A 21382-nucleotide genomic window follows, 5' to 3' on the forward strand; every position below is an offset into this window, starting at 1 on the left:
CATTCATGAGCAAACGATTTACATATTCCGTCTATACTGACCGCCAACCTCATAAAGTGCCTGCGTTATTTGCCCAAGACTAGCAACTTTCACCGTTTCCATTAGCTCAGCAAAAATATTTCCGTTATTGATTGCTGTAAGTTTTAATTTCTGCAGAGCCTCCTCAACCACTTGTTCATGCTTTTGATGGAAAGCACGGAGGTTGACAATTTGTGTTTCCTTCTCTTCTTTCGTTGCACGTGCAAGCTCCATATTATCGACAAATTCCTGTGATGGAGGATTTGGATTCAGATAAGTATTAACACCGATGATCGGCAGCTCACCTGTGTGCTTTTTCATTTCGTAATGCATTGATTCCTCTTGGATTTTTCCGCGTTGATACTGCGTTTCCATTGCACCAAGCACCCCGCCGCGTTCATTAATGCGATCGAATTCTTGCAGAACGGCCTCCTCGACTAAATCGGTTAATTCTTCGATTATAAATGAGCCTTGGAGCGGATTTTCATTTTTCGTTAACCCATGCTCTTTTGTAATAATCATTTGGATCGCCATCGCTCTGCGGACCGATTCCTCAGTAGGTGTGGTGATCGCTTCATCGTATGCATTTGTATGAAGTGAATTACAATTATCATGCAATGCCATAAGCGCCTGTAAGGTAGTGCGAATATCATTAAAATCAATTTCCTGAGCATGTAAGGAACGACCTGAGGTTTGGACATGGTATTTAAGTTTTTGGCTGCGCTCATTAGCCCCATATTTATCTCTCATGACCGTTGCCCAAATCCTTCTCGCAACACGGCCTATCACCGTATATTCAGGATCAAGCCCATTACTAAAGAAAAAGGAAAGATTTGGTGCAAAATCGTTAATATCCATACCTCTGCTTAAATAATATTCTACATACGTAAAGCCATTTGAAAGAGTAAATGCCAGCTGAGAGATTGGGTTTGCCCCGGCTTCTGCGATATGATAACCGGAAATAGACACAGAATAATAATTTCTCACCTTGTGATCAATAAAATATTGTTGAATATCACCCATCAGCCTTAAGGCAAATTCCGTTGAGAAAATACATGTATTTTGCCCCTGGTCTTCCTTTAAAATATCAGCCTGAACCGTCCCTCTAACGGTTTGCAACGTATCGGCCTTTACCTCTTCATACTCTTCTTCGGTTAACGAACGATTAAGCTCTGCTTCTTTTTTCTTCACCTGCTGGTCGATGGCTGTATTCATAAACATCGCAAGGATGATTGGTGCCGGTCCGTTGATTGTCATTGATACCGATGTGGATAGTGCACAAAGATCAAAGCCGTGATAGAGCTTTTTCATGTCATCGAGCGTACAAATGCTCACCCCGCTTTCTCCGATTTTTCCATAAATATCAGGACGGTGTGCTGGATCCTCGCCATATAAAGTAACGGAATCAAATGCTGTGCTTAAGCGTTTTGCATGGTCATCCTTTGATAAATAATGGAAGCGGCGGTTTGTTCGCTCAGGTGTGCCTTCCCCGGCAAATTGCCGTTTCGGATCTTCTCCTTCTCGTTTAAACGGGAAAACTCCCGCAGTGTAAGGGAAAGAGCCCGGAACATTTTCTTTATAAAGCCAAGTTAAAATGTCGCCGTCATTTCGATACTTCGGTAATGACACTTTAGGAATTGGTAAGCCTGATAATGAAGTCGTTTTTAATGCTGTCACGATTTCTTTATTGCGAATGACTGTCTTAAACTCATCCTGAGCATATTTTTCCTTCATTTCCTTCCATTCGGAAAGAAGCGCTTTCGATTGTGGCGTTAACTTGTCTTCAAGTCGTTTTTGCAGGGCTTCAAGAGAATGAATAACCGCTTCATTCCCTTCTAGTTCAGACAAGGTCTCCAATGTTCCGTTTACTTGGAAGAGCTTTGTTGCAAGCTTTGCTTGTTCCTCAGCGTGCTTGTGATAATTTCGTACCGTCTCACTGATTTCCCGTAAATAATATCTTCTTTCTGATGGGATAATGACGTTTTGCTTTGCAACATCCTTTACGATCGGCAAGGATGTCTGCCAGTCTTTGTTAGTCTTTTCATTTATTAGCTCCAAAAGCTTTGCAAATAGCGTGTTTGTCCCTAAATCATTGAACTGGCTGGCAATGGTTCCATACACAGGCATCTCATCCGGCGGCATGTCAAATAATTGTCTGCTGCGCTGGTACTGCTTTTGCACTTGACGTTTTGCATCCTCCGAGCCCTTTCGTTCAAATTTATTAATGACTATTAAATCGGCATAATCAATCATATCGATTTTCTCCAACTGTGATGGTGCGCCAAATTCACTTGTCATCACATATAAGGAAAGGTCGCAAATCTGAGTAATCTCCGCATCACCCTGGCCAATTCCGCTCGTCTCAACGATCACTAATCCATATCCAGCACTCTTCACAACGGAAATGGCATCTTGAATTGCAAGTGATAGCTCTGTTTTCGATTGTCTTGTCGCCAAACTCCTCATATATACTCTCGGTGAAAAAATTGCATTCATGCGGATTCGATCCCCTAAAAGGGCTCCACCAGTTTTTTGCTTTGTCGGATCGACGGAAAGAACCGCAATCGTTAATTCTGGGATTTCATTTAAAAACCTCCGGATCAATTCATCTGTTAATGAGCTTTTTCCAGCACCGCCAGTCCCGGTTATCCCAATAACAGGTGCAGCTGATTCAAGCTGTTTAGCCTGATTAAACACACTCTCAACACTTGCTGATACCTCATTATGAAGAACCTTTGCTTCCGCATAGGAAATAAATTTCGCAACAGTCTTCAGTTCGCCTGCTTTAAGCCGATCAAGCTCCATATCATGCTCGGTAATCGTCGAAAAATCACATTCCTTAAGCATGTAATTAATCATGCCTTGAAGACCTAATTCCCTGCCATCTTCAGGTGAAAAGATTTTCGCAATTCCATACTCGTGCAGCTCTTTTATTTCGCGGGGAATAATGACTCCACCGCCACCGCCAAAAATTTTAATATGTCCTGACCCTTTTTCCACTAATAGATCATACATATATTTAAAAAACTCGACATGTCCTCCTTGATAGGACGATATTGCAATTCCTTGAACATCCTCTTGAATGGCTGCTGAAACAATTTCGTCTACTGATCGGTTATGACCAAGATGAATGACTTCAGCTCCACTTGACTGCAAAATGCGACGCATAATGTTAATTGAAGCATCATGGCCGTCGAAAAGACTTGATGCTGTCACAAATCGTATCGGATGCTTCGGTTTATAAATGTCAATTGCCGCCATCTGCTATCCCCCCTTAAGTGAATGCTATTTCTCCACAACTCCCTGTAAAATCACTTTCGTTTGCAGTTCAATATATTGATCGATTGTATAGAGCTTTTGCAATGCCCATCTTCGAAACGCCCACATTTGTCCTTGGACAATAATGTTATGGGATATAAGCTCTGCCTCCTGCTCCGATAACTTCAGCTCCCCTTTTGTCACACAGCTGTCAATAATCTTTTTAAACATTGCCGCCATTTCATTTTCCTTTTTCAAAACATAAGGAAGAGCATCCTTGGATAAAGATTTCGCTTCCTGATACATGACCAACACTTCATCCTGCATATCATCGACAACCTTAAAATAGTGATGGATTGCAAGCTTTAAACTCTCGATTGTACCTTGCTTCGTATCAATATCCTGTTCAAGCCTGATATGCACTTGGTCATAAATCGTATCGCAGACCAAGTACAAAACATCTTCCTTTTGGCGAATATATTCATATAACGTCCCAATACTAAAACCTGCTGCACGTGCGATTTCCCTCGTTGTCGTCCTGTGGAAGCCTTTTTCCTTAAAAAGAGTTACCGCTCCCTTTATCATCTGCTCCCGCCTTTTTTCAATTAATCTCTCATCCTTGACAGATGCATGCACCTCGCGTTTTTTCAACAATCTCCCACCTTTCTCATTTAAGTAAGGTGCATCTCATCATTTTGTCAGCATTCTTGAAATTACGAGCCTTTGAATCTCTTGTGTTCCCTCATAGATTTGCGTAATCTTTGCATCGCGCATATATCGTTCTACAGGATAATCCTTTGTATAGCCATAACCACCAAACACCTGGACTGCTTCTGTTGTGACTTTCATTGCCGTATCGCCTGCAAATAGCTTAGACATCGCTGATTCCTTTCCATATGGCAGTCCTTCAGATTCCAGCCATGCTGCCTGATAGGTTAAGAGACGAGCTGCTTCAATATTTGTTGCCATATCGGCCAGCTTAAAGCTGATTCCTTGCTGAGCGGCAATTGGTTTTCCAAACTGCTCTCGTTCTTTTGCATAGGCAACGGCCGCGTCCAACGCTCCTTGAGCAATGCCGACCGCTTGTGCAGCAATTCCATTTCGACCGCCATCCAATGTCATCATCGCAATCTTAAAACCTTCTCCGATGTTCCCTAGTACGTTATCTTTAGGGACTTTACAATTTTCAAAGATGATCTCTGTTGTTGGCGAGGAGCGGATTCCCAGCTTGCTTTCTTTTTTCCCGATTGAAAAGCCTTCGAAATCCTTTTCGATGATAAACGCTGTTGTCCCTTTATGCTTGCTAGAGGGATCTGTTACCGCAAAAACGATATAGATATCGGCGATTCCTCCATTTGTGATGAAAATTTTTGAGCCGTTAAGAATATACGTATCGCCTTCCAATCTGGCATTTGTTCTCATTCCGCCGGCATCAGACCCCGAACCTGGCTCAGTTAAACCGTAGGCACCGATTTTTTCTCCTAACGCCATCGGTTTTAAATATTTTTGCTTTTGCTCCTCTGTGCCAAATTTAAAGAGCGGCCATCCTGCTAAAGAAGTGTGGGCAGATAGTGTTACACCTGTTGAGGCACAAACTCTTGATAGCTCTTCAACTGCAATCACATAGGATAAATAATCGCTTCCAATCCCGCCATACTTTTCCGGCCATGGAATACCTAACAAGCCTAAATCTGCCATTTTCCTGAGGATGTCCATATCAAAGCGTTCCTGTTCATCACGTTCTGCGGCAGATGGTTCAACCTCTTTCCTTGCAAAATCCCTCACCATTTTTCTGATCATTTCATGTTCTTCAGACAGCTTAAAATTCATATGCTCATCCCCTTATCTACTTCACGCCTTTAGTAAATGCTTGCTTATGACAATGCGTTGGATTTCACTTGTGCCTTCATAGATTTCACAGACCTTTGCATCACGAAAATATCTTTCAACCGGATAATCTTTTGTATAGCCATAACCGCCAAAAATTTGAACTGCCTCAATCGCAGCCTCCATCGCGATCTTTGAAGCAAACAGCTTTGCCATCGCCGCCTGCTTGCCACAGGGAAGCTGATGTTGTTTCAAGTATGCAGCTTGATAGACTAATAGCTTTGCCGCTTCCACATTTGTTGCCATGTCTGCCAGTTTAAAGGCTACTCCTTGCTGACTTGCAATTGGTTTGCCAAATTGCTCTCGTTCCTTTGCATATAAGGTAGCTTTTTCGAGTGCAGCCTCGGCAATACCAAGCGATTGAGCTGCGATTCCAATTCTCCCGCCATCAAGGTTTGCCATAGCAATTTTAAATCCTTCACCTTCTTTACCAAGGAGATTCTCGACAGGCACCTTCGCATTTTCAAAGATTAATTGAACGGTTCTCGAACCGTTGAGTCCCATCTTATGTTCATCTTTTCCGATGATAAAGCCTGGTGTATCCCTTTCAACGATAAAAGCTGAAATCCCTTCGCTTCTCAAACCGCTGGACGTTCTGGCAAAAACAATATAAATATCTGCTTCACCGCCGTTTGTAATAAACATCTTTGAGCCATTAAGCAGAAAATGATCATTTTGCTTCACTGCTTTTGCCTTCATGCTGGCTGCATCTGAGCCGGAACTTGGTTCGGTTAAGCAAAATGCAGCTAATTGTTCACCTTTGGCCAGCTTTGTTACATATTTTTGCTTTTGATCCTCTGTTCCAAAGGCTAAAATCGGATAGGTGCCAACCGATGTATGAACAGATAAAATCACGCCAAGTGCTGCGCTTACCTTTGAAATTTCATGGATTGCGATAATAGAGGAGGTATAATCCATTCCAGCCCCTTCATACTGTTGGGGAACCGGGATTCCCATAAGCCCAAGCTTCCCCATTTTTTTCAGGGTTTCTCGCGGAAAAACACCCTTTTCCATTTCCTCGACAACTGGTTCCACCTCATGTTTGGCAAAATCCCGAACCATTTTCCGCATCATGACTTGTTCTTCCGTAAATTCTAACCTCACGTGATGCCACCCCTTTGGAATAAGTCAGTCTTTTTTAATACGTGTAGAAGCCTTTGCCTGTTTTTCTGCCGAGCCACCCTGCTTTTACATATTTACGTAACAGCGGGCATGGGCGGTATTTATCATCGCCAAACCCTTCATGAAGGGTTTCCATTATATATAAGCAAGTATCTAAGCCAATGAAGTCTGCCAGGGTAAGCGGTCCCATCGGGTGGTTCATTCCCAGCTTCATCACTTCATCGACCGCCTCAAGTGCAGCAACACCCTCATAAACAGTGTAGATGGCTTCATTAATCATTGGCATTAAAATTCTGTTTGAGACAAAGCCTGGGAAGTCATTTACTTCAACGGGGACTTTCTTTAAGGTTTTCGTCAGTTCCTCGATTTGCTGATATACCTCATTAGCTGTTGCAAGGCCGCGGATAATTTCCACGAGCTTCATAATTGGTACTGGATTCATAAAATGCATGCCTATGACCTTTTCCGGCCGCTTTGTTGCTGCGGCAATTTCTGTAATCGGCAATGATGAGGTATTTGTCGCTAGAATCGTATGTTCCGGTGCCAGTTGATCAAGCTCGTGAAAAAGCGCTGTCTTTACGTCCATCTTTTCAACCGCTGCTTCAATGACAAGATCTGCTGAAGCTGCATTTGAGAGGCTGATTGAAGGGGTAATTCGTTGTAGTGCAAAGTCTTTTTCCTGCGGCTGGATTTTTTCCTTTTCGACCTGCCTTTGCAGCTGCTTCTCAATCGATGCTACCCCTCTATTGACCAATTCCTCTGATAAATCATGAAGCACAACGTCAAAGCCTGCCATCGCGCATACCTGGGCAATCCCTGAGCCCATCTGCCCGGCGCCAATCACCATGATTGTTTTAATACTCATGCTAAACATCCCCCTATTAATCTATTAATATAAAACACGGAGGAATGCCCCAAGGGTCTAATATTTGGGGCAGTCCCCTCAGCTTTATCAATTAAACCTCTATCATAATCGCATCACCTTGGCCGCCGCCGCTGCAAATGGCAGCAATGCCAATTCCTCCGCCTCTGCGCTTTAGCTCATGAATCAAGGTAATGATAATTCTTGCTCCGCTTGCGCCAATCGGATGTCCGATTGCTACCGCCCCTCCGTTCACATTCACTTTTTCCGGGTCAAGATTAGCAATTTGATTTGAAGCTAATGCCACTGCGGCAAAGGCTTCATTAATTTCGAATAAATCTATATCATCAACGGTTTTGCCTGTTTTCTTTAATAGCTCATTTATAACAAGACCAGGTGTTTTTGGAAAATCCTTCGCTTCAACGGCGATCGCTGTGTAGCCGATAATTGTTGCTAATGGCTTGCGTCCTTCTCTTTCAGCCCGTTCGCTGCTCATTAAAACAAGTGCAGCCGCACCATCATTTATTCCTGGCGCATTTCCAGCCGTAATCGTGCCATCATGATCAAACACAGGCGCCAGCTTTGAAAGCCGTTCAATCGAAGTATCTTTGCGTGGTGCCTCATCCTTTTCTACTACTATTGGCTCTCCTTTACGCTTAGGTACAGTAACTGGTACAATTTCTTCACGAAGAAGCCCAGATTCTTGCGCATATATCGCGCGCTGGTGGCTTCTTAATGCCCACTCATCCTGCTCTTGTCTGCTTAGTTCTAATTCTGCAGATGTGCTGTTGCCATATGTGCCCATATGAACGCCTGTAAAACTGCATGTTAGGCCATCGTGAATCATTAAATCCTTCACCGTGCCATCTCCCATTCTTAGTCCCCAGCGCGCCTTTGGCAAAATGTACGGCGCATTGCTCATTGATTCCATTCCACCCGCAACGATTACTTCCTCATCACCAGCACGAATGATTTGATCTGCTAGGGTCACGCTTCTTAGTCCTGATGCACATACTTTATTAATTGTCTCTGTTTTTACATCCCAAGGAAGCTCGGCATGACGTGCTGCTTGACGTGAAGGAATTTGCCCCTGCCCTCCTTGAAGAACATTACCTAGAATCACTTCATCAACCTGAGTGCCTTCAACCTCTGCACGCTTTAATGCTTCTTTAATGGCAATCCCGCCAAGTTCAGAGGCTGTTAATGTTGACAGCGCACCTCCAAATTTGCCAACCGGTGTTCTTACTCCGCTTAAAATCACTGTTTTTCCCATTGATTTTCTCCCCTTTAAACATTTTTATATTAAAAAAATAATTGTATAAGTATAAAAGTAATCGCTTTCGCAAAGCTTGACCGAACGCTCGCTCAGTCAGAAAGCATGACCAAAGAGGGGATTAGTCCCCCCTTGTTTTAAGAAACTTCTTTTCGATCCCCAAAGATAGATTTCTCCAGCAGTTCTGCGACGTCATATGTGCTGACTTGATCCTCGATTTCCTTCGCTTTTGTGCCATCGCTTAGCATGGTTAAGCAGTATGGGCAGCCTGAGCTGATAACAGATGGATTCACAGCGAGTGCCTGTTCTGTTCTCGCGACATTTATCCGGCTCCCTGTGTCTTCTTCCATCCACATAAGTCCCCCGCCAGCGCCGCAGCACATGCCTTTCTCACGATTTCGTTCCATTTCAATAATCTTCACTCCAGGAATGGCTTTAAGGATATTCCTTGGAGCATCATATACCTCGTTATATCTTCCCAGATAACAGGAATCATGGAAGGTAATCGTTTCATTGACTTGATGCACCGGCTTTAATTTGCCTTCAGCCACCAATTGCGCCAACAGCTCTGTATGATGGTACACCTCAGCCTCTAAGCCAAAGTCAGGGTACTCATTTTTAAAGATGTTATAAGCATGCGGATCAATGGTGACGATTTTTTTCACATCGTTTTTAACAAATTCATCGATATTCTTAGTTGCAAGCTCTTGGAATAAAAACTCGTTTCCAAGGCGACGCGGAGTATCTCCAGAGTTCTTTTCCTTATTACCGAGAATCGCAAACTTCACACCCGCTTCATTGAGAAGCTTTGCAAAGGATAACGCGATTTTTTGGCTGCGGTTATCATAGGAGCCCATTGAGCCAACCCAGAATAAGTACTCAAACTCTTCACCAGCCTTGCTCATTTCCTTTACTGTCGGGACAGACACATCTTCGCGGGCCTCGCGCCATGTCTCACGCTCTTTGCGGTTTAAGCCCCATGGGTTGCCTTGGCGTTCGATATTTGTCATCGCACGCTGGGCATCTGCATCCATTTTCCCTTCTGTTAACACAAGGTAACGGCGCATATCAATGATCTTATCCACATGCTCATTCATAACCGGACATTGATCCTCACAGTTCCGGCAGGTTGTACATGCCCAGATCTCCTCTTCTGTAATGACATCACCGATCAATGATGGATTGTAATCAACAGCAGCAGCGGCCGATTCCTGAGCACCGGAGCTTGCGGCCATCATCGCAATTTGATTGCCTTTTGTATGACTAAAAGCTGCAGCAGGCACCCATGGCTGCTTTTGGGTCACTGCAGCCCCAGTAAGCGTTAAATGGTCACGCAGCTTTAAAATCAAATCCATCGGCGAAAGCATTTTACCGGAGCCTGTAGCTGGACACATATTTGTACAACGGCCGCATTCAACACATGCGTACAAATCAATTAGCTGAGTCTGGGTAAAATCCTGAATTTTTCCTACGCCAAAGGTTTCTTGTGATTCATCTTCAAAATCAATCTTTTCAAGTTTTCCGGGAGCAGATAGGCGATTAAAATACACATTTGCCGGTCCTGCAATTAAGTGAGCATGCTTTGATTGCGGAACATATACTAAAAACGTTAACAGGAATAATAAATGGATCCACCAGGCGATGTAGAAGATGACGATAGAACCTGTTTCTCCTGCAAAGCTAAGCAGGAATGCAATGGCAGAGGCGATCGGCTCAGTCCAGGTAGGCTCATGTTGATGCCAAATAAGGCTCATTCCATTTCCAAGAAGAACAGATAGCATAAGTCCGCCGATAAAGATCAATACTAATCCGGACTTAAAGCCACGCTTTAATCTCACAAGCTTTTCAACATAGCGGCGATGAAATGCCCATACGACAGCAACTAAAATCATAAATGTCACAATTTCTTGGAAAAAGGTGAACGCTGGATAGAGCGGTCCAAGAGGTAAATGGGCTCCAGGTATAAGCCCTTTCATAATAAAGTCAATGGCCCCAAACTGAACGAGAATAAACCCATAAAAGAACATGACATGAATGATTCCGCTCTTTTTATCTTTTAAAAGTTTTTTCTGGCCAAATACATTTACCCATATTTTTTGAAGCCTTTCTTTCACCTTTCCATCGAACTCAACCTTTTTCCCAAGCTTGATGTAAGCTAGTCTTGTTTTAATCAGGTAGCTAAATAAATAGATTGCGTAAGCGGTTACAATTGCGAATGCAATAAAATTCACCCATAATAATGCATCCATTCGTTTTCCCCCAATCTGCCAGTTTCAGCACCCCAATTGCTAACTGGTCTTTCTCCCCTTTGTTCATTTATCCTATATTCCTATCATAAATAATGAATGAGCATTCAGTCAATACTTTTTCACTCTTCACAATGAAATGATATTAAGGTATAGGCCAAAATATGCAGCACACGTTCAAAATACATAAAAAAAAGCCATTACGAAAAGACTACTATAAAGTCTCTTGCAGTTAGGAGGAATGCAACGTGAACCTGTTAATTTTCATATGCTTCATTTTAGCTGTCATTATTTGTTGGTTAACGATTGATTATCATTTAGGAAGAAAGGATCATCTTTCAAAATCGAAATATACCCAGTATTCCCCTAAGAAAAGTGATATTCAGCTTTTTACTGATGGTCAAAGCCTGTATGAAGACTTTTTTAATGAAATAAGAAATAGCCAACATAGCATTCATGTATTATTTTATATCGTTAAAAATGATGGAATCAGTCAGGAGTTTCTATCCTTATTATGCGAAAAAGCCAGCAAAGGGATTAAAGTGCGCCTTTTGCTTGATTATGTAGGAAGTCTTCAGCTAAAAAAACAAAAAATCTATGAACTTAGGGCAAATGGGGTTATGTTTGCTTACACTCATAAACCAAAGCTACCGTACCTTTTTTATACATTCCAAGCGAGAAATCACCGAAAAATTACCGTTATTGACGGAAAGACCTCTTATTTAGGTGGTTTTAATATCGCAAGGGAATATATCGGCAAAGACCCTAAGTTTGGGTTCTGGCGGGATTATCACTTAAAGATTACAGGTGAAGGGGTAACAGATTTACAGGAGCAATTTTTAAAAGATTGGTATGATGCTACTGGAGAACATCTTCTGAACGATTCTTACTATTTTCTTGATCAGCCAGCTGGAAAGAACACCCACACGTTTATTTCGACATATGGAGAAAACTTAACTCATCATTTTATTACGTTTATTAAAGACGCAAAAAAGGAAATTATTATTTGCTCCCCTTACTTTATTCCTGGAAAAACGATCTTTAATGAATTGCTTGCTGCGTTAGCAAGAGGAGTAAAAGTAAAGGTTATGGTACCGATGAAGCAGGATCATCCATTAGTCATGGAAGCCTCCTTTCCTTACTTTGACAAGCTTCTTTTAGCAGGATGTGAGATTTATCGTTATTACCATGGATTTTATCATTCGAAGGTAATTGTCATTGATGATCATCTATGTGACATCGGAACTGCCAATTTTGATAAACGAAGCTTGTATTTAAATGATGAGATGAATTGCTTAATTTATGACAAAGAGTTTATCCAAGGTGTAAAAAAACAAATCTATGAAGATTTTCACCGTTCTGAACAATTAACTTATGCAGCCTATCAAAAACGTCCGTTTATGCAAAGAGGCAAGGAAGCTGTTGCGACACTTGTTTCGCATTTTTTATAGAATTGATGGTGTCTTGCCGCCGTTTTTATCAGATCAGCAAGACGCTTTTCTTTTTGAGAGGAGGAATTGGATGATTATCCGGTTTGGATATGTGTCACATGCTCTTTCTCTTTGGGATTGCTCGCCGGCAAAAGCATTAACATTTACGAGATGGAAAAAGCTCACTGAATCCGATAGAAAGGAACAGCTTTTTTATGTGACAAAGCAAAATCTTGAACACACAATAAGGATGATTCATTACAATATTGCCCAAGAAATATCTTTATATCGGTTTTCCTCCTCAATTGTTCCGTTAGCTACCCATCCAGAGGTGCTTTAGGATTACAAAACACCTTTTAAGGATTTATTTAAAGAAATTGGTAAGCTTGTCAAAAAGCATAGGCTTCGCACAAGCTTCCATCCAAATCAATTTACGCTGTTTACGAGCGATAAGGCACATATTACGGAAAATGCTGTGATCGATATGACTTACCATTATGACATGCTTGACGCCATGGGTCTTGCTGAGGAAGCGATTATTAACATCCATGTTGGCGGTGCTTACGGAAACAAGCAAGCAGCAACAGAACGATTTCATGTTAATATTAAAAAGCTCCCTGCTGCGATCAAAAAAAGAATGACCCTTGAAAATGATGATAAAACCTACACTGCATCAGAAACTTTAATGATATGCAAAAAAGAACGGATTCCAATGCTATTTGATTATCATCATTTTATGTCGAATAAAGCAGAAGATGAGGCTGTTGAGGAACTGCTGCCAGAAATCTTTCAAACGTGGGACTGGATTGGCCATAAGCCGAAAATTCATGTGTCCTCACCTAAATCGGATAATGAATTTAGAAGCCATGCTGATTATGTCGATCCTGAATTTTTGCTGCCTTTTGTAAAGATACTAAAGGAATTGAATGTCGATGTTGACTTCATGATTGAGGCGAAACAGAAGGATAAAGCCGCGCTGAAGCTCTGTGAGGATCTATCGAGAGTAAGAGGGGTAAAACGGATTGGCGGAGCTGCGATTCAATGGTAATGTCAAAATTCTTTTAAAACAAAAGCGGCTGATCACTATATAAATAGCATCAGCCTATGGTTTTAACCATTGCAGTAGTACCTCTGACAATTAATTCAGGGTTATAAAGGATTCGCTCCTTCAATGATTGTCCGGCATTTATTTCTTCGATCAGCACATCTACAATTTTCTTGCCCATCAGTGAGATCGGCTGCGCGATCGTCGTTAGTCCTGGCACTGTGGTAGTAGCTAAAATCGTATTATCAAAGCCAATAATCGATAAGTCCCTTGGAATCTCAAGACCTCTTTCTTTTGCCCCTTGAATGACGCCAATAGCAAGCAGATCATTACATGCAAAAATGGCTGTCGGAAGAGCAATATCTGTTTGGCTAAAAAGCTGTTCGAAAAATTTCTTTCCATTCGGAATTGATGCACTCGTCCGCACAATATACTCTTCCTTAATTGCTATGCCATATGCTTCATGTGCCTCCCGGTAGCCATAGATGCGAAGATTGCTGCTATGGGCGTTTTCCGCAATAATGGCTACCCTGCGATGTCCATTGGCAAAATGATAGGATGTCGCTTCATAGCCTCCGATAAAGTCATCGACTGAAACCTTTGAAACATCCAGTGAGGCATCGTCCTGTGTAAGCATAACAAGCGGAATATTATTCTTTATAAGATCCTGCAGCACAGCTTTGTCTTGAAACGTCGAACCGACAATAAAACCATCGACTTGCTTTCGTTGCAATAACTCAATATATTTCTTTTCTTTCTCAGCGCTTTCATCTGTGCTGCACATGATGACGCTCATTCCCCGTTCATGGGCGCGATCCTCGATGGTTCGGGCCATTTCAGAAAAGAAAGGATTCGATATATCAGGCACCAATAGTCCCAATGTTTCCGTTCGTTTTCCCATTAAAGCAGATGCCATGACATTGGGGTGATAATTAAGTTCTTTCATTGCCACTTTTACCTTTTTTCTTGTGGACTCCCGCATATTTCCTGTATTATTTATGACTTTTGAAACAGTAGCGATCGATACGCCCGCCTTTTTAGCAACGTCATAGATTGTTACCTTCATCCCTTTTGTCTCATCTCTACTTTCCCTATGGTTTAATCTTCTTTGCTAAAAGAGTACCACAGTTGAAAAAGGTATGCACCTGAAAAACAAAAGTAGGTATAGTCAAAATTCTCTTTTTATATTGTTACCTTTTCATTCTGTAAATTTACTAGTTTACGAGTTTCAAACGATTTTTTGCAGGCATAGCCTAGTCTGGTTGATTCTACCCCATCTTGGACTGTAACCGCCGGCTTTCTTCCTTCTAATATACAATTTACAAACTCTTCAACCTCACTTAAATAGGCTTGTTCAAAACGCTCTAAAAATCCATCATAGCATTCTTTAACTGCGCCATTTTCCTGAAGCAGAACAATTTGATTGCGCTCTGGAAGTGTACCAATTCGGATACTGCCTTTTGTACCAATGATTTCTGTTTCGATATGGTAGCCGTGTACACAATTTCGGCCAGCAACAAAAATGCCGATCGCATTATTTTCAAAACGGACCATTGCGGCACCTGTTTCCGCATCTTGAATTTCTTCAAATTCCGGTCGAGCATAGCCTCCGCCAATTGCCCAAACCTCCTGTGCCTCAGCTCCCATATACCACCTAGCCAAATCCAAGTCATGAATCGACATATCTAAGAAAAGGCCACCACTGTAATTTGCACGTGCAAATTTCAAGAAATTGTCCATCTGACTTGCTGGATCTAGTCCATAGCAGCGAATTAAAATCGGGTCACCGATATCCCCCTTATCAATTTTTTGTTTCGCAGCGGCATAAGACCGATCATATCTGCGCATAAATCCAAGCATAAACACCTTATCTTGATGTGCTTCAACCGCCTTTTCAACCTGTAATGCTTCCTCAAGATAAAGGCCAAGCGGCTTTTCACTAAAGACATGGAAGCCCGCATCAAGCGCTTTGATGATTTGCTCACAATGAAAGCCTGATGGTGATGCAATAAAAATTGCATCTAATTCTTTGTTTGTGAGCATTTCCTCATAATTCGTATAGCTATATGGAATTCCCCATTTTTCTTGAATTTCTTTTATTTCCTCTTCGATTACACTACATACTGCTGTAAGCTCACAGTTCGGAATTCGAAAGCAGAGATTTTCTGCATGCTGACGTCCTAATCGGCCAAGACCAACGATTCCTACTTTTACCTTTTTCATCATTATAAACACCTTCCATTTTCGTTTTGTTCATATCACATTATCATTTAAGCGCTTATCTACTGCTTTAAAGTTGTTCGTTTTATCATATCCATCAACTCCGAAATGAAGCGCTTAACTTCATTCATTTCGATTTAAACATATTATTAATTCTATGATTTTCATCACTAATCAAGAAGCATTTTTTTGCTTTGTTTCAGTTGGTTCAAATCGCTTCTCTGTCTTTCGCCAGAACCAGATGACTCCGCCAATTAATAAGATTACGGCAAGGAAAAAGACAACAGACCATATTGAATAGCTGCCATTTACTTCTGCAACGCCAATTGGTGAGAAGAAAGCATAAACACCGATCATCACTGCCAGAATGAAAGCTGAAAATGTTTTTGCATACTTCCAAGGCTTCATATCCACCACATTTGCATCATGGAGCTCGAAAGGCGTTTCTCTAGGCTTTAATCTTCCAACAATCACCATAACTAAAATATTGATTGGTAATAACACGGATAACACATAAAGGAAGTTGATATGCCCTAATACCAGTTTTGATATGCCATACAACACGACATGCACAATAATCGCTATTTTCGGTGCACTGGCTGGTACTCTTTTACTGAAAAATCCTACAATAACCATCGCCAGGATTGGTAAATTATAAAATCCGAACATTTCCTGTAAATAAGCATAAAGTCCAGATGGAGCAAAAATAATAAAAGGTGCCACGATAACTGATATCGCCGCTAAGATGGCCGAGAAAATTTTCCCTGCATTGACAAGCTCCTTTTCCTTTGCCTGAGGTTTGAAAATTGGTTTATAAATGTCCAATGTAAACAATGTAATCGAGGCATTCAAAGCATTATTAAACGAGCTCATAATTGCCCCAAATAACACCGCTGCCAAAAACCCTGATAAAGCAACCGGCAATACATCAACTACTAGTAAAGGATAAGCCATATCCGGATTTGTGATCTCATTGCCATATAGCAGATAAGCGATAATTCCCGGTAAGGCTAAGAAGGTTACCCCAAACACTTTAAATAAGCCTGCGTAAAGGACACCCTTTTGCCCCTCAGCTAAATTTTTTGCTCCTAAGCTTCGTTGAATAATTGTTTGATTCGTTGTCCAGTAAAACAGATTGTTAAATAACATGCCGGTTAGTAACACCGACCAAGGTACGGATGATGAGTGGTTGCCGATTGCATTTAATTTTGCCGGATTTGCTGTTAAAAGCTTATTGGCCACATCAGCTAAATTTCCGCCGCCAAGAGCAACTAGTGCCAGGAGCGGAATAAGCAAACCTCCAATTACTAATCCAACACCATTAATCGTATCACTCATTGCGGTAGCTTTCAGACCACCTAAAATGACATATCCACAGCCAATCACACCAATAGCCACTGAGATGAGTAAAACAATCATAAACGGACTCATATTTGTAATTGTCGTTAAGGAGAAAATGCTATCTAGAACTAATGCACCGGAATATAAAACCGTTGGCAAATAAGCAACCGCATAGCCCAGGATAAACAAGACGGAAATGATTTGTCTTGTTCGCTTATCATAGCGTTGTTCAAGGAAATCTGGAATCGTTGTAATACCTGTCTTTAAATATCTTGGTAAAAAAACAAACGCCATAAATATCAATGCCAGCGGCGCTGATACTTCCCAAGCCATAACAACCATTGATTCACTAAATGCCTGGCCATTTAATCCGACAATTTGTTCTGTAGACAGGTTAGTCAAAATGATCGAGCTTGCAATGACAATCCCTGTCAGACTTCTCCCGCCAAGAAAGTAGCCATCTGAACTATCCAGATCCGTCCCCTTTGTTTTGTACCAAGAAAACCACATGACAAAAACCGTGTAAATCAGAAATGTCGCAAATATGACCCAAATCATTTGTACCCCTCCATTTGAATTGATTTCAAAACAATGTTGTAGACAATTAATACGACTACTTATTTTCCTCCTTTTCAAGGTAAGCGCTTAACAAAATAACCAAAAATAAAAGAAATCATATATTTGTAGAAAGCAGTCATAATACTCTACAAAAAAAGAATCTGGCGGCTGCTAAACTCTCTTTCATTCAACAAACGATTTTCAAGATAAGCGCTTAACTTATTTTTTAGTGTAAACGTTTTAAATTTAATAATCAAGCTTTTTTTGTTGAAAGAATACAAAATAAAAAGGCTGACTCAATTAAGGGCCCTCTACCAAACTTTTAATGTTTTGGAGAGGAAGAAACCCGTATGAGTCAGCTTATCTTCGACCTACATTTTTTCAGGAGCCGAAACCCCAATCAATGTAAGAGCGTTTTGTAATGTAATTTGTGTTGCTTTCATTAAGCCAAGTCTTGCACGACTTTTTTCTGTGTTTTCAGGATCCAATACCTTCTCAGCATTGTAAAAACTGTGAAGGGCTGATGCGACATCATAAATATAGTTTGTGATGCGGTGCGGGATCCGCTTTTGGGCTGCTTCTGCAACTGCTTGAGGGAATTCTCCAAGCTTTTTCAATAAATCAAATTCCTTTTCAGAAGAAATCTCATCAAGCTTTAAGTTTTCCACATACGTTAAGCCCTGCTCATCACCTTGGCGGAGCATGCTGCAAATCCGTGCATGTGCATATTGTGCATAGTAAACTGGGTTCTCATTTGATTTTGATACAGCAAGATCAAGATCAAAATCCATATGCGTATCAGCGCTTCTCATTGCAAAGAAGTAACGTACGGCATCAAGACCAACCTCTTCAATTAGCTCCCTCATTGTGACAGCTTTACCAGTACGTTTACTCATTTTCATTTTTTCGCCATTTTTGTATAGGTGAACAAGCTGAATGATCTCAACTTCAAGTGTTTCTTTGCTGTAGCCAAGTGCTTCAATCGCTGCTTTCATCCGCGGAATATAGCCGTGATGGTCTGCTCCCCATACATTGATCAGCTTTGTAAAGCCGCGGTCGAGCTTGTCCTTGTGATATGCAATATCTGGTGTTAAATACGTATAAGAACCGTCTTTTTTAATTAATACACGGTCTTTGTCATCACCAAATGTTGTGGACCGGAACCAAGTTGCTCCGTCTTCTTCATAGATATGGCCTTTTTCTCTTAATACTGCAAGTGCCTCATCAATTTTCCCATTATGATAGAGCGATGTCTCTGAATACCATACATCAAATGCTACACGGAATTCTTCTAAATCAGCTCTTAGTTTGTCCATCTCATATTTAAGACCATATTCTCTAAAGAAGCCTAAACGCTCATCACTGTCTTCGTTCACAAAGCGGTCGTCAAATTCTTCGGCAAGCTTTTTACCGATTCCGACAATGTCCTCGCCATGGTAGCCATCCTCGGGCATTTCAGCTTCCTTGCCTAAAGCTTGCAAATAACGGGCTTCAACAGAACGCGCCAAATTGTTAATTTGGTTCCCTGCATCATTGATGTAGTATTCGCGTGATACATCATAGCCTGCTTTCGCTAGCACATTGCATAAGGAATCCCCTACTGCCGCGCCGCGCGCATGGCCTAAGTGAAGATCTCCAGTTGGGTTTGCCGAAACAAACTCCACTTGAACCCTTTCATTGTTCCCGATATTTGTTTCACCATAGCTTTCGCCTGCTTTTAAAATAGTTGGGATTAATTCAGTTAAATAGCTATTGTTCATATAAAAATTAATAAAGCCAGGGCCGGCGATTTCAATTTTATCAATTGATCCCTTTTCTTTATCAAAATTCGCAACAATGTCTTCTGCGATCATACGAGGCGCCTTTTTTGCCACACGCGCAAGCTGCATTGCCATATTTGTTGAATAATCGCCATGTGCTTTTTCTTTTGGGATTTCTAAAAGGACGTCGGGAATTTGCGCCGCTTCAGCAAGTCCCGCTTTGATGACAGAAGCCTTGATCTCTTCCTTTAAACGTTCTTTGACTTGTTCTACAATATTCATCATTGTTCCTCCTTGTATGTCAGCATTAGTGTATGTACGTGTTTTTCCTTCTCATCTATTTGCAAATCATATAAGATCACGAGCTTGCCTTCAAGTCCATTGGATTTGACCTCCAAAGATTTTGTCTTTGTTTCAAGCTGCAGCTTTCCAAATGGAGTCGAGTAATCAGTTAAGGTTGGCTTCCCTTGTATAAAGCGCTGCTTCATAGTCACCGCGCCGGATCTCATGACCGTGACCTCACCTTGCGCGATTTTTACCGTTGTCTTTACAAAACCAAGCTCATGCTCTTCATCATACCTTAAATAAGCAGTTTTCCCTTTGAGGACAAATTCCCCTTTGGTACGGATTTCAATTGTATCTTTTTCTTTGTCGTTCTCATTGTGGATTTCCGACAAAACATGGATTTGAACAGGCGTGCTTTCTGACATCCAGACACTCCCTTTCCATCATTCTTCTATAACTTTACTATTGTAAAGAACCATTTGCAACAACGCAAGAGAGAAGTTTTTAAGATATTCCTTTCTAGATTTCTGAATGAAATAACGACAAAAAAACAAATAGTAATCCGCAAACATATATTTTTTAAAAGGAGAAGGTCCTAATGAAAAAATATTCAATTTTAATAGCACTATTAATACTGTCTTTCTCTGTTTTTCTTCCTGCTTTTGAAGTAGAGGCTAATGAAAATTCAAACAGACAAAATCTTACTGTCAGTCAAAATGCAATTCAATTAAAGGAAGACTTAAGAAAATTTTGGATAGACCATACGATATGGACAAGAGCTTATACCGTTAGTGCCGTTGCAGGATTAGACGATCAAGAAGAAGTCCTAGAGAGATTATTAAAAAACCAATCAGATATAGGGAATGCAATCAAGCCATTTTATGGCGAAGAAGCTGGCAATAAGCTAACTGAACTATTGAGGGAACATATATTGATCGCAGGAAAGATCATTGATGCCGCCAAAAGCGGAAACCAAACTAATGTGGCGAAATTTAATAAAGAATGGTTTAAAAACGCTGATGATATCACTGATTTTCTCAGCAAAGCAAACCCAAATTGGGATAAAGCTTTGTTGAAGGACATGCTGCATACTCACTTAAAATTGGTGACAGATGATCTTGTAGCAAGATTAGATAAAAATTGGACAGGAAGTATAAAGGCTTTTGACGAAGGACTAAACCACATGATTAAATTTTCTGATGTCCTTACAGAAGGGATCATCAAGCAATTTCCAAACAAGTTTTAACGCTTTTACAACTATAAGTTATTTACACAAAAGTAAGACTAAAACATAAAAAGGCGGCTAACCATTAGCCGCCACTTTAAATCTATTCTTATTTTCCAATAAACTGCTGAGTCCAGTAATTTCCTTCAGCCACATAGCCGACACCGATATGAGTATAGTTTGAGCTTAGAATGTTTTTGCGGTGTCCTTCACTGTTCATCCAAGCATTGACAACCTCTTGTGGAGTGCGCTGACCTTTTGCGATGTTCTCACCAGCCGTTTTGTATGTGATGCCAAATTTCTTCATCATGTCAAACGGTGAGCCGTATGTTGGGCTTGTATGTGAGAAATAGTTATTTCTTTGCATATCCGCTGATTTTTCACGCGCTACCTTACTTAGCTCTAGATCGACTTTAAGTGCAGGTAGGCCTTGTTTCGCACGTTCTTGGTTTGTTATGTCTACTACTTGTTGTTCATATTCACTTAATTGATATGAAGCTTGCTCTGCTGGTTTTTGCTCTGTTTGAGTTGGAGCTGGCTGCTGTTCAGCAGGCTGTGCTGCTTCTGGTTGTTCTGGTGCAGGCTGCTCCACTGTATTCGTTTCTTCTTTAGGCTGCTGCTCTGTTTCAGTTGGCTGCTCTGTTGGTTGTTCAATTTGATAGTTTTTTAGTAAATTGTTAATATATTCATCAATTTGATCAAAATTGATATTACCTGATTGGTAATAATAAACTTTAGATTCCGCATTCATAGAGTTCGAAGCTGCATCAGCTTTATTTGCGATTGGGTTAGCCATTAATAATGCTGCCCCTGCTACGACTGATAAAATCATTTTTTTCTTCAATTTTTTCA

Annotated in this window: 15 protein-coding genes and 1 pseudogene; 3 read left to right on the forward strand and 13 right to left on the reverse strand. The window is 41.0% G+C overall.

Features of this window, described 5'->3' with window-relative positions; translation table 11 throughout:
- Positions 1-18 precede the first annotated feature (18 nt).
- The 7 genes from icmF to ACSVDH_RS28680 all read right to left on the reverse strand — a co-directional run bounded on the left by icmF (position 19) and on the right by ACSVDH_RS28680 (position 10669).
- Complete coding sequence (gene icmF, locus ACSVDH_RS28650; RefSeq protein ID WP_439252551.1) at positions 19-3279, reverse strand: fused isobutyryl-CoA mutase/GTPase IcmF; 3261 nt, start codon at positions 3277-3279, stop codon at positions 19-21.
- Positions 3280-3303: 24 nt separating this feature from the next.
- Entirely contained in the window at positions 3304-3927 is a 624-nt protein-coding gene (locus ACSVDH_RS28655; RefSeq protein ID WP_439252549.1) for a TetR/AcrR family transcriptional regulator, read from the reverse strand.
- A 39-nt stretch (positions 3928-3966) separates the two neighbouring features.
- Positions 3967-5106, reverse strand: coding sequence for an acyl-CoA dehydrogenase (locus ACSVDH_RS28660; protein WP_299093376.1), 1140 nt, complete (start codon positions 5104-5106; stop codon positions 3967-3969).
- A gap of 21 nt (positions 5107-5127) precedes the next feature.
- Positions 5128-6267, reverse strand: a complete 1140-nt coding sequence (locus ACSVDH_RS28665) for an acyl-CoA dehydrogenase (protein ID WP_439252548.1) — start codon at positions 6265-6267, stop codon at positions 5128-5130.
- 34 nt (positions 6268-6301) lie between these two features.
- Positions 6302-7150, reverse strand: a complete 849-nt coding sequence (locus tag ACSVDH_RS28670) for a 3-hydroxybutyryl-CoA dehydrogenase (RefSeq protein ID WP_439252547.1) — start codon at positions 7148-7150, stop codon at positions 6302-6304.
- Between the two features lie 91 nt (positions 7151-7241).
- Positions 7242-8420 carry an acetyl-CoA C-acetyltransferase gene (gene mmgA, locus ACSVDH_RS28675; RefSeq protein WP_439252546.1) on the reverse strand — a complete coding sequence of 393 codons (1179 nt, stop codon included), beginning with the start codon at positions 8418-8420 and terminating at the stop codon, positions 7242-7244.
- 137 nt (positions 8421-8557) lie between these two features.
- The gene (locus tag ACSVDH_RS28680; protein WP_439252545.1) at positions 8558-10669 is read right to left on the reverse strand and encodes a (Fe-S)-binding protein; all 2112 of its coding nucleotides are present in this window, start codon (positions 10667-10669) and stop codon (positions 8558-8560) included.
- A 245-nt stretch (positions 10670-10914) separates the two neighbouring features.
- On the opposite strand from ACSVDH_RS28680, the gene cls reads away from it, so the two are divergent.
- Positions 10915-12117, forward strand: coding sequence for a cardiolipin synthase (gene cls, locus ACSVDH_RS28685; protein WP_439252544.1), 1203 nt, complete (start codon positions 10915-10917; stop codon positions 12115-12117).
- Positions 12118-12187: 70 nt separating this feature from the next.
- Positions 12188-13144, forward strand: a pseudogene (uvsE, locus tag ACSVDH_RS28690) (UV DNA damage repair endonuclease UvsE).
- 49 nt (positions 13145-13193) lie between these two features.
- On the opposite strand, the gene ACSVDH_RS28695 reads toward uvsE, so the two are convergent.
- The 5 genes from ACSVDH_RS28695 to ACSVDH_RS28715 all read right to left on the reverse strand — a co-directional run bounded on the left by ACSVDH_RS28695 (position 13194) and on the right by ACSVDH_RS28715 (position 19730).
- A complete protein-coding gene (locus ACSVDH_RS28695) occupies positions 13194-14207 on the reverse strand; it encodes a LacI family DNA-binding transcriptional regulator (protein ID WP_299093384.1) in 1014 nt (337 codons plus the stop codon).
- Between the two features lie 116 nt (positions 14208-14323).
- Positions 14324-15364 carry a Gfo/Idh/MocA family oxidoreductase gene (locus ACSVDH_RS28700; protein ID WP_439252543.1) on the reverse strand — a complete coding sequence of 347 codons (1041 nt, stop codon included), beginning with the start codon at positions 15362-15364 and terminating at the stop codon, positions 14324-14326.
- 171 nt (positions 15365-15535) lie between these two features.
- Positions 15536-17260, reverse strand: coding sequence for a solute:sodium symporter family transporter (locus ACSVDH_RS28705; protein WP_439252541.1), 1725 nt, complete (start codon positions 17258-17260; stop codon positions 15536-15538).
- Between the two features lie 371 nt (positions 17261-17631).
- Positions 17632-19302: an arginine--tRNA ligase gene (gene argS / locus ACSVDH_RS28710; protein ID WP_439252540.1), complete on the reverse strand. Its 1671-nt coding sequence runs from the start codon at positions 19300-19302 to the stop codon at positions 17632-17634.
- On the reverse strand, positions 19302-19730 hold the full coding sequence (locus ACSVDH_RS28715; RefSeq protein ID WP_439252539.1) for a YwiB family protein: 429 nt from the start codon (positions 19728-19730) through the stop codon (positions 19302-19304). The genes argS and ACSVDH_RS28715 overlap by 1 nt, the downstream gene beginning before the upstream one ends.
- A 173-nt stretch (positions 19731-19903) precedes the next feature.
- Here ACSVDH_RS28715 and ACSVDH_RS28720 point away from each other — a divergent pair, with 173 nt between their 5' ends.
- Positions 19904-20551 carry a glycosyltransferase gene (locus ACSVDH_RS28720; protein ID WP_439252538.1) on the forward strand — a complete coding sequence of 216 codons (648 nt, stop codon included), beginning with the start codon at positions 19904-19906 and terminating at the stop codon, positions 20549-20551.
- A gap of 88 nt (positions 20552-20639) precedes the next feature.
- On the opposite strand, the gene ACSVDH_RS28725 is transcribed toward ACSVDH_RS28720, so the two are convergent.
- On the reverse strand, positions 20640-21374 hold the full coding sequence (locus tag ACSVDH_RS28725) for a YkwD family sporulation-associated protein (RefSeq protein ID WP_522731711.1): 735 nt from the start codon (positions 21372-21374) through the stop codon (positions 20640-20642).
- Between the last annotated feature and the right edge of the window lie 8 nt (positions 21375-21382).

The organism is Metabacillus sp. Hm71 (genome assembly GCF_051842955.2).
Lineage (GTDB): Bacteria > Bacillota > Bacilli > Bacillales > Bacillaceae > Metabacillus.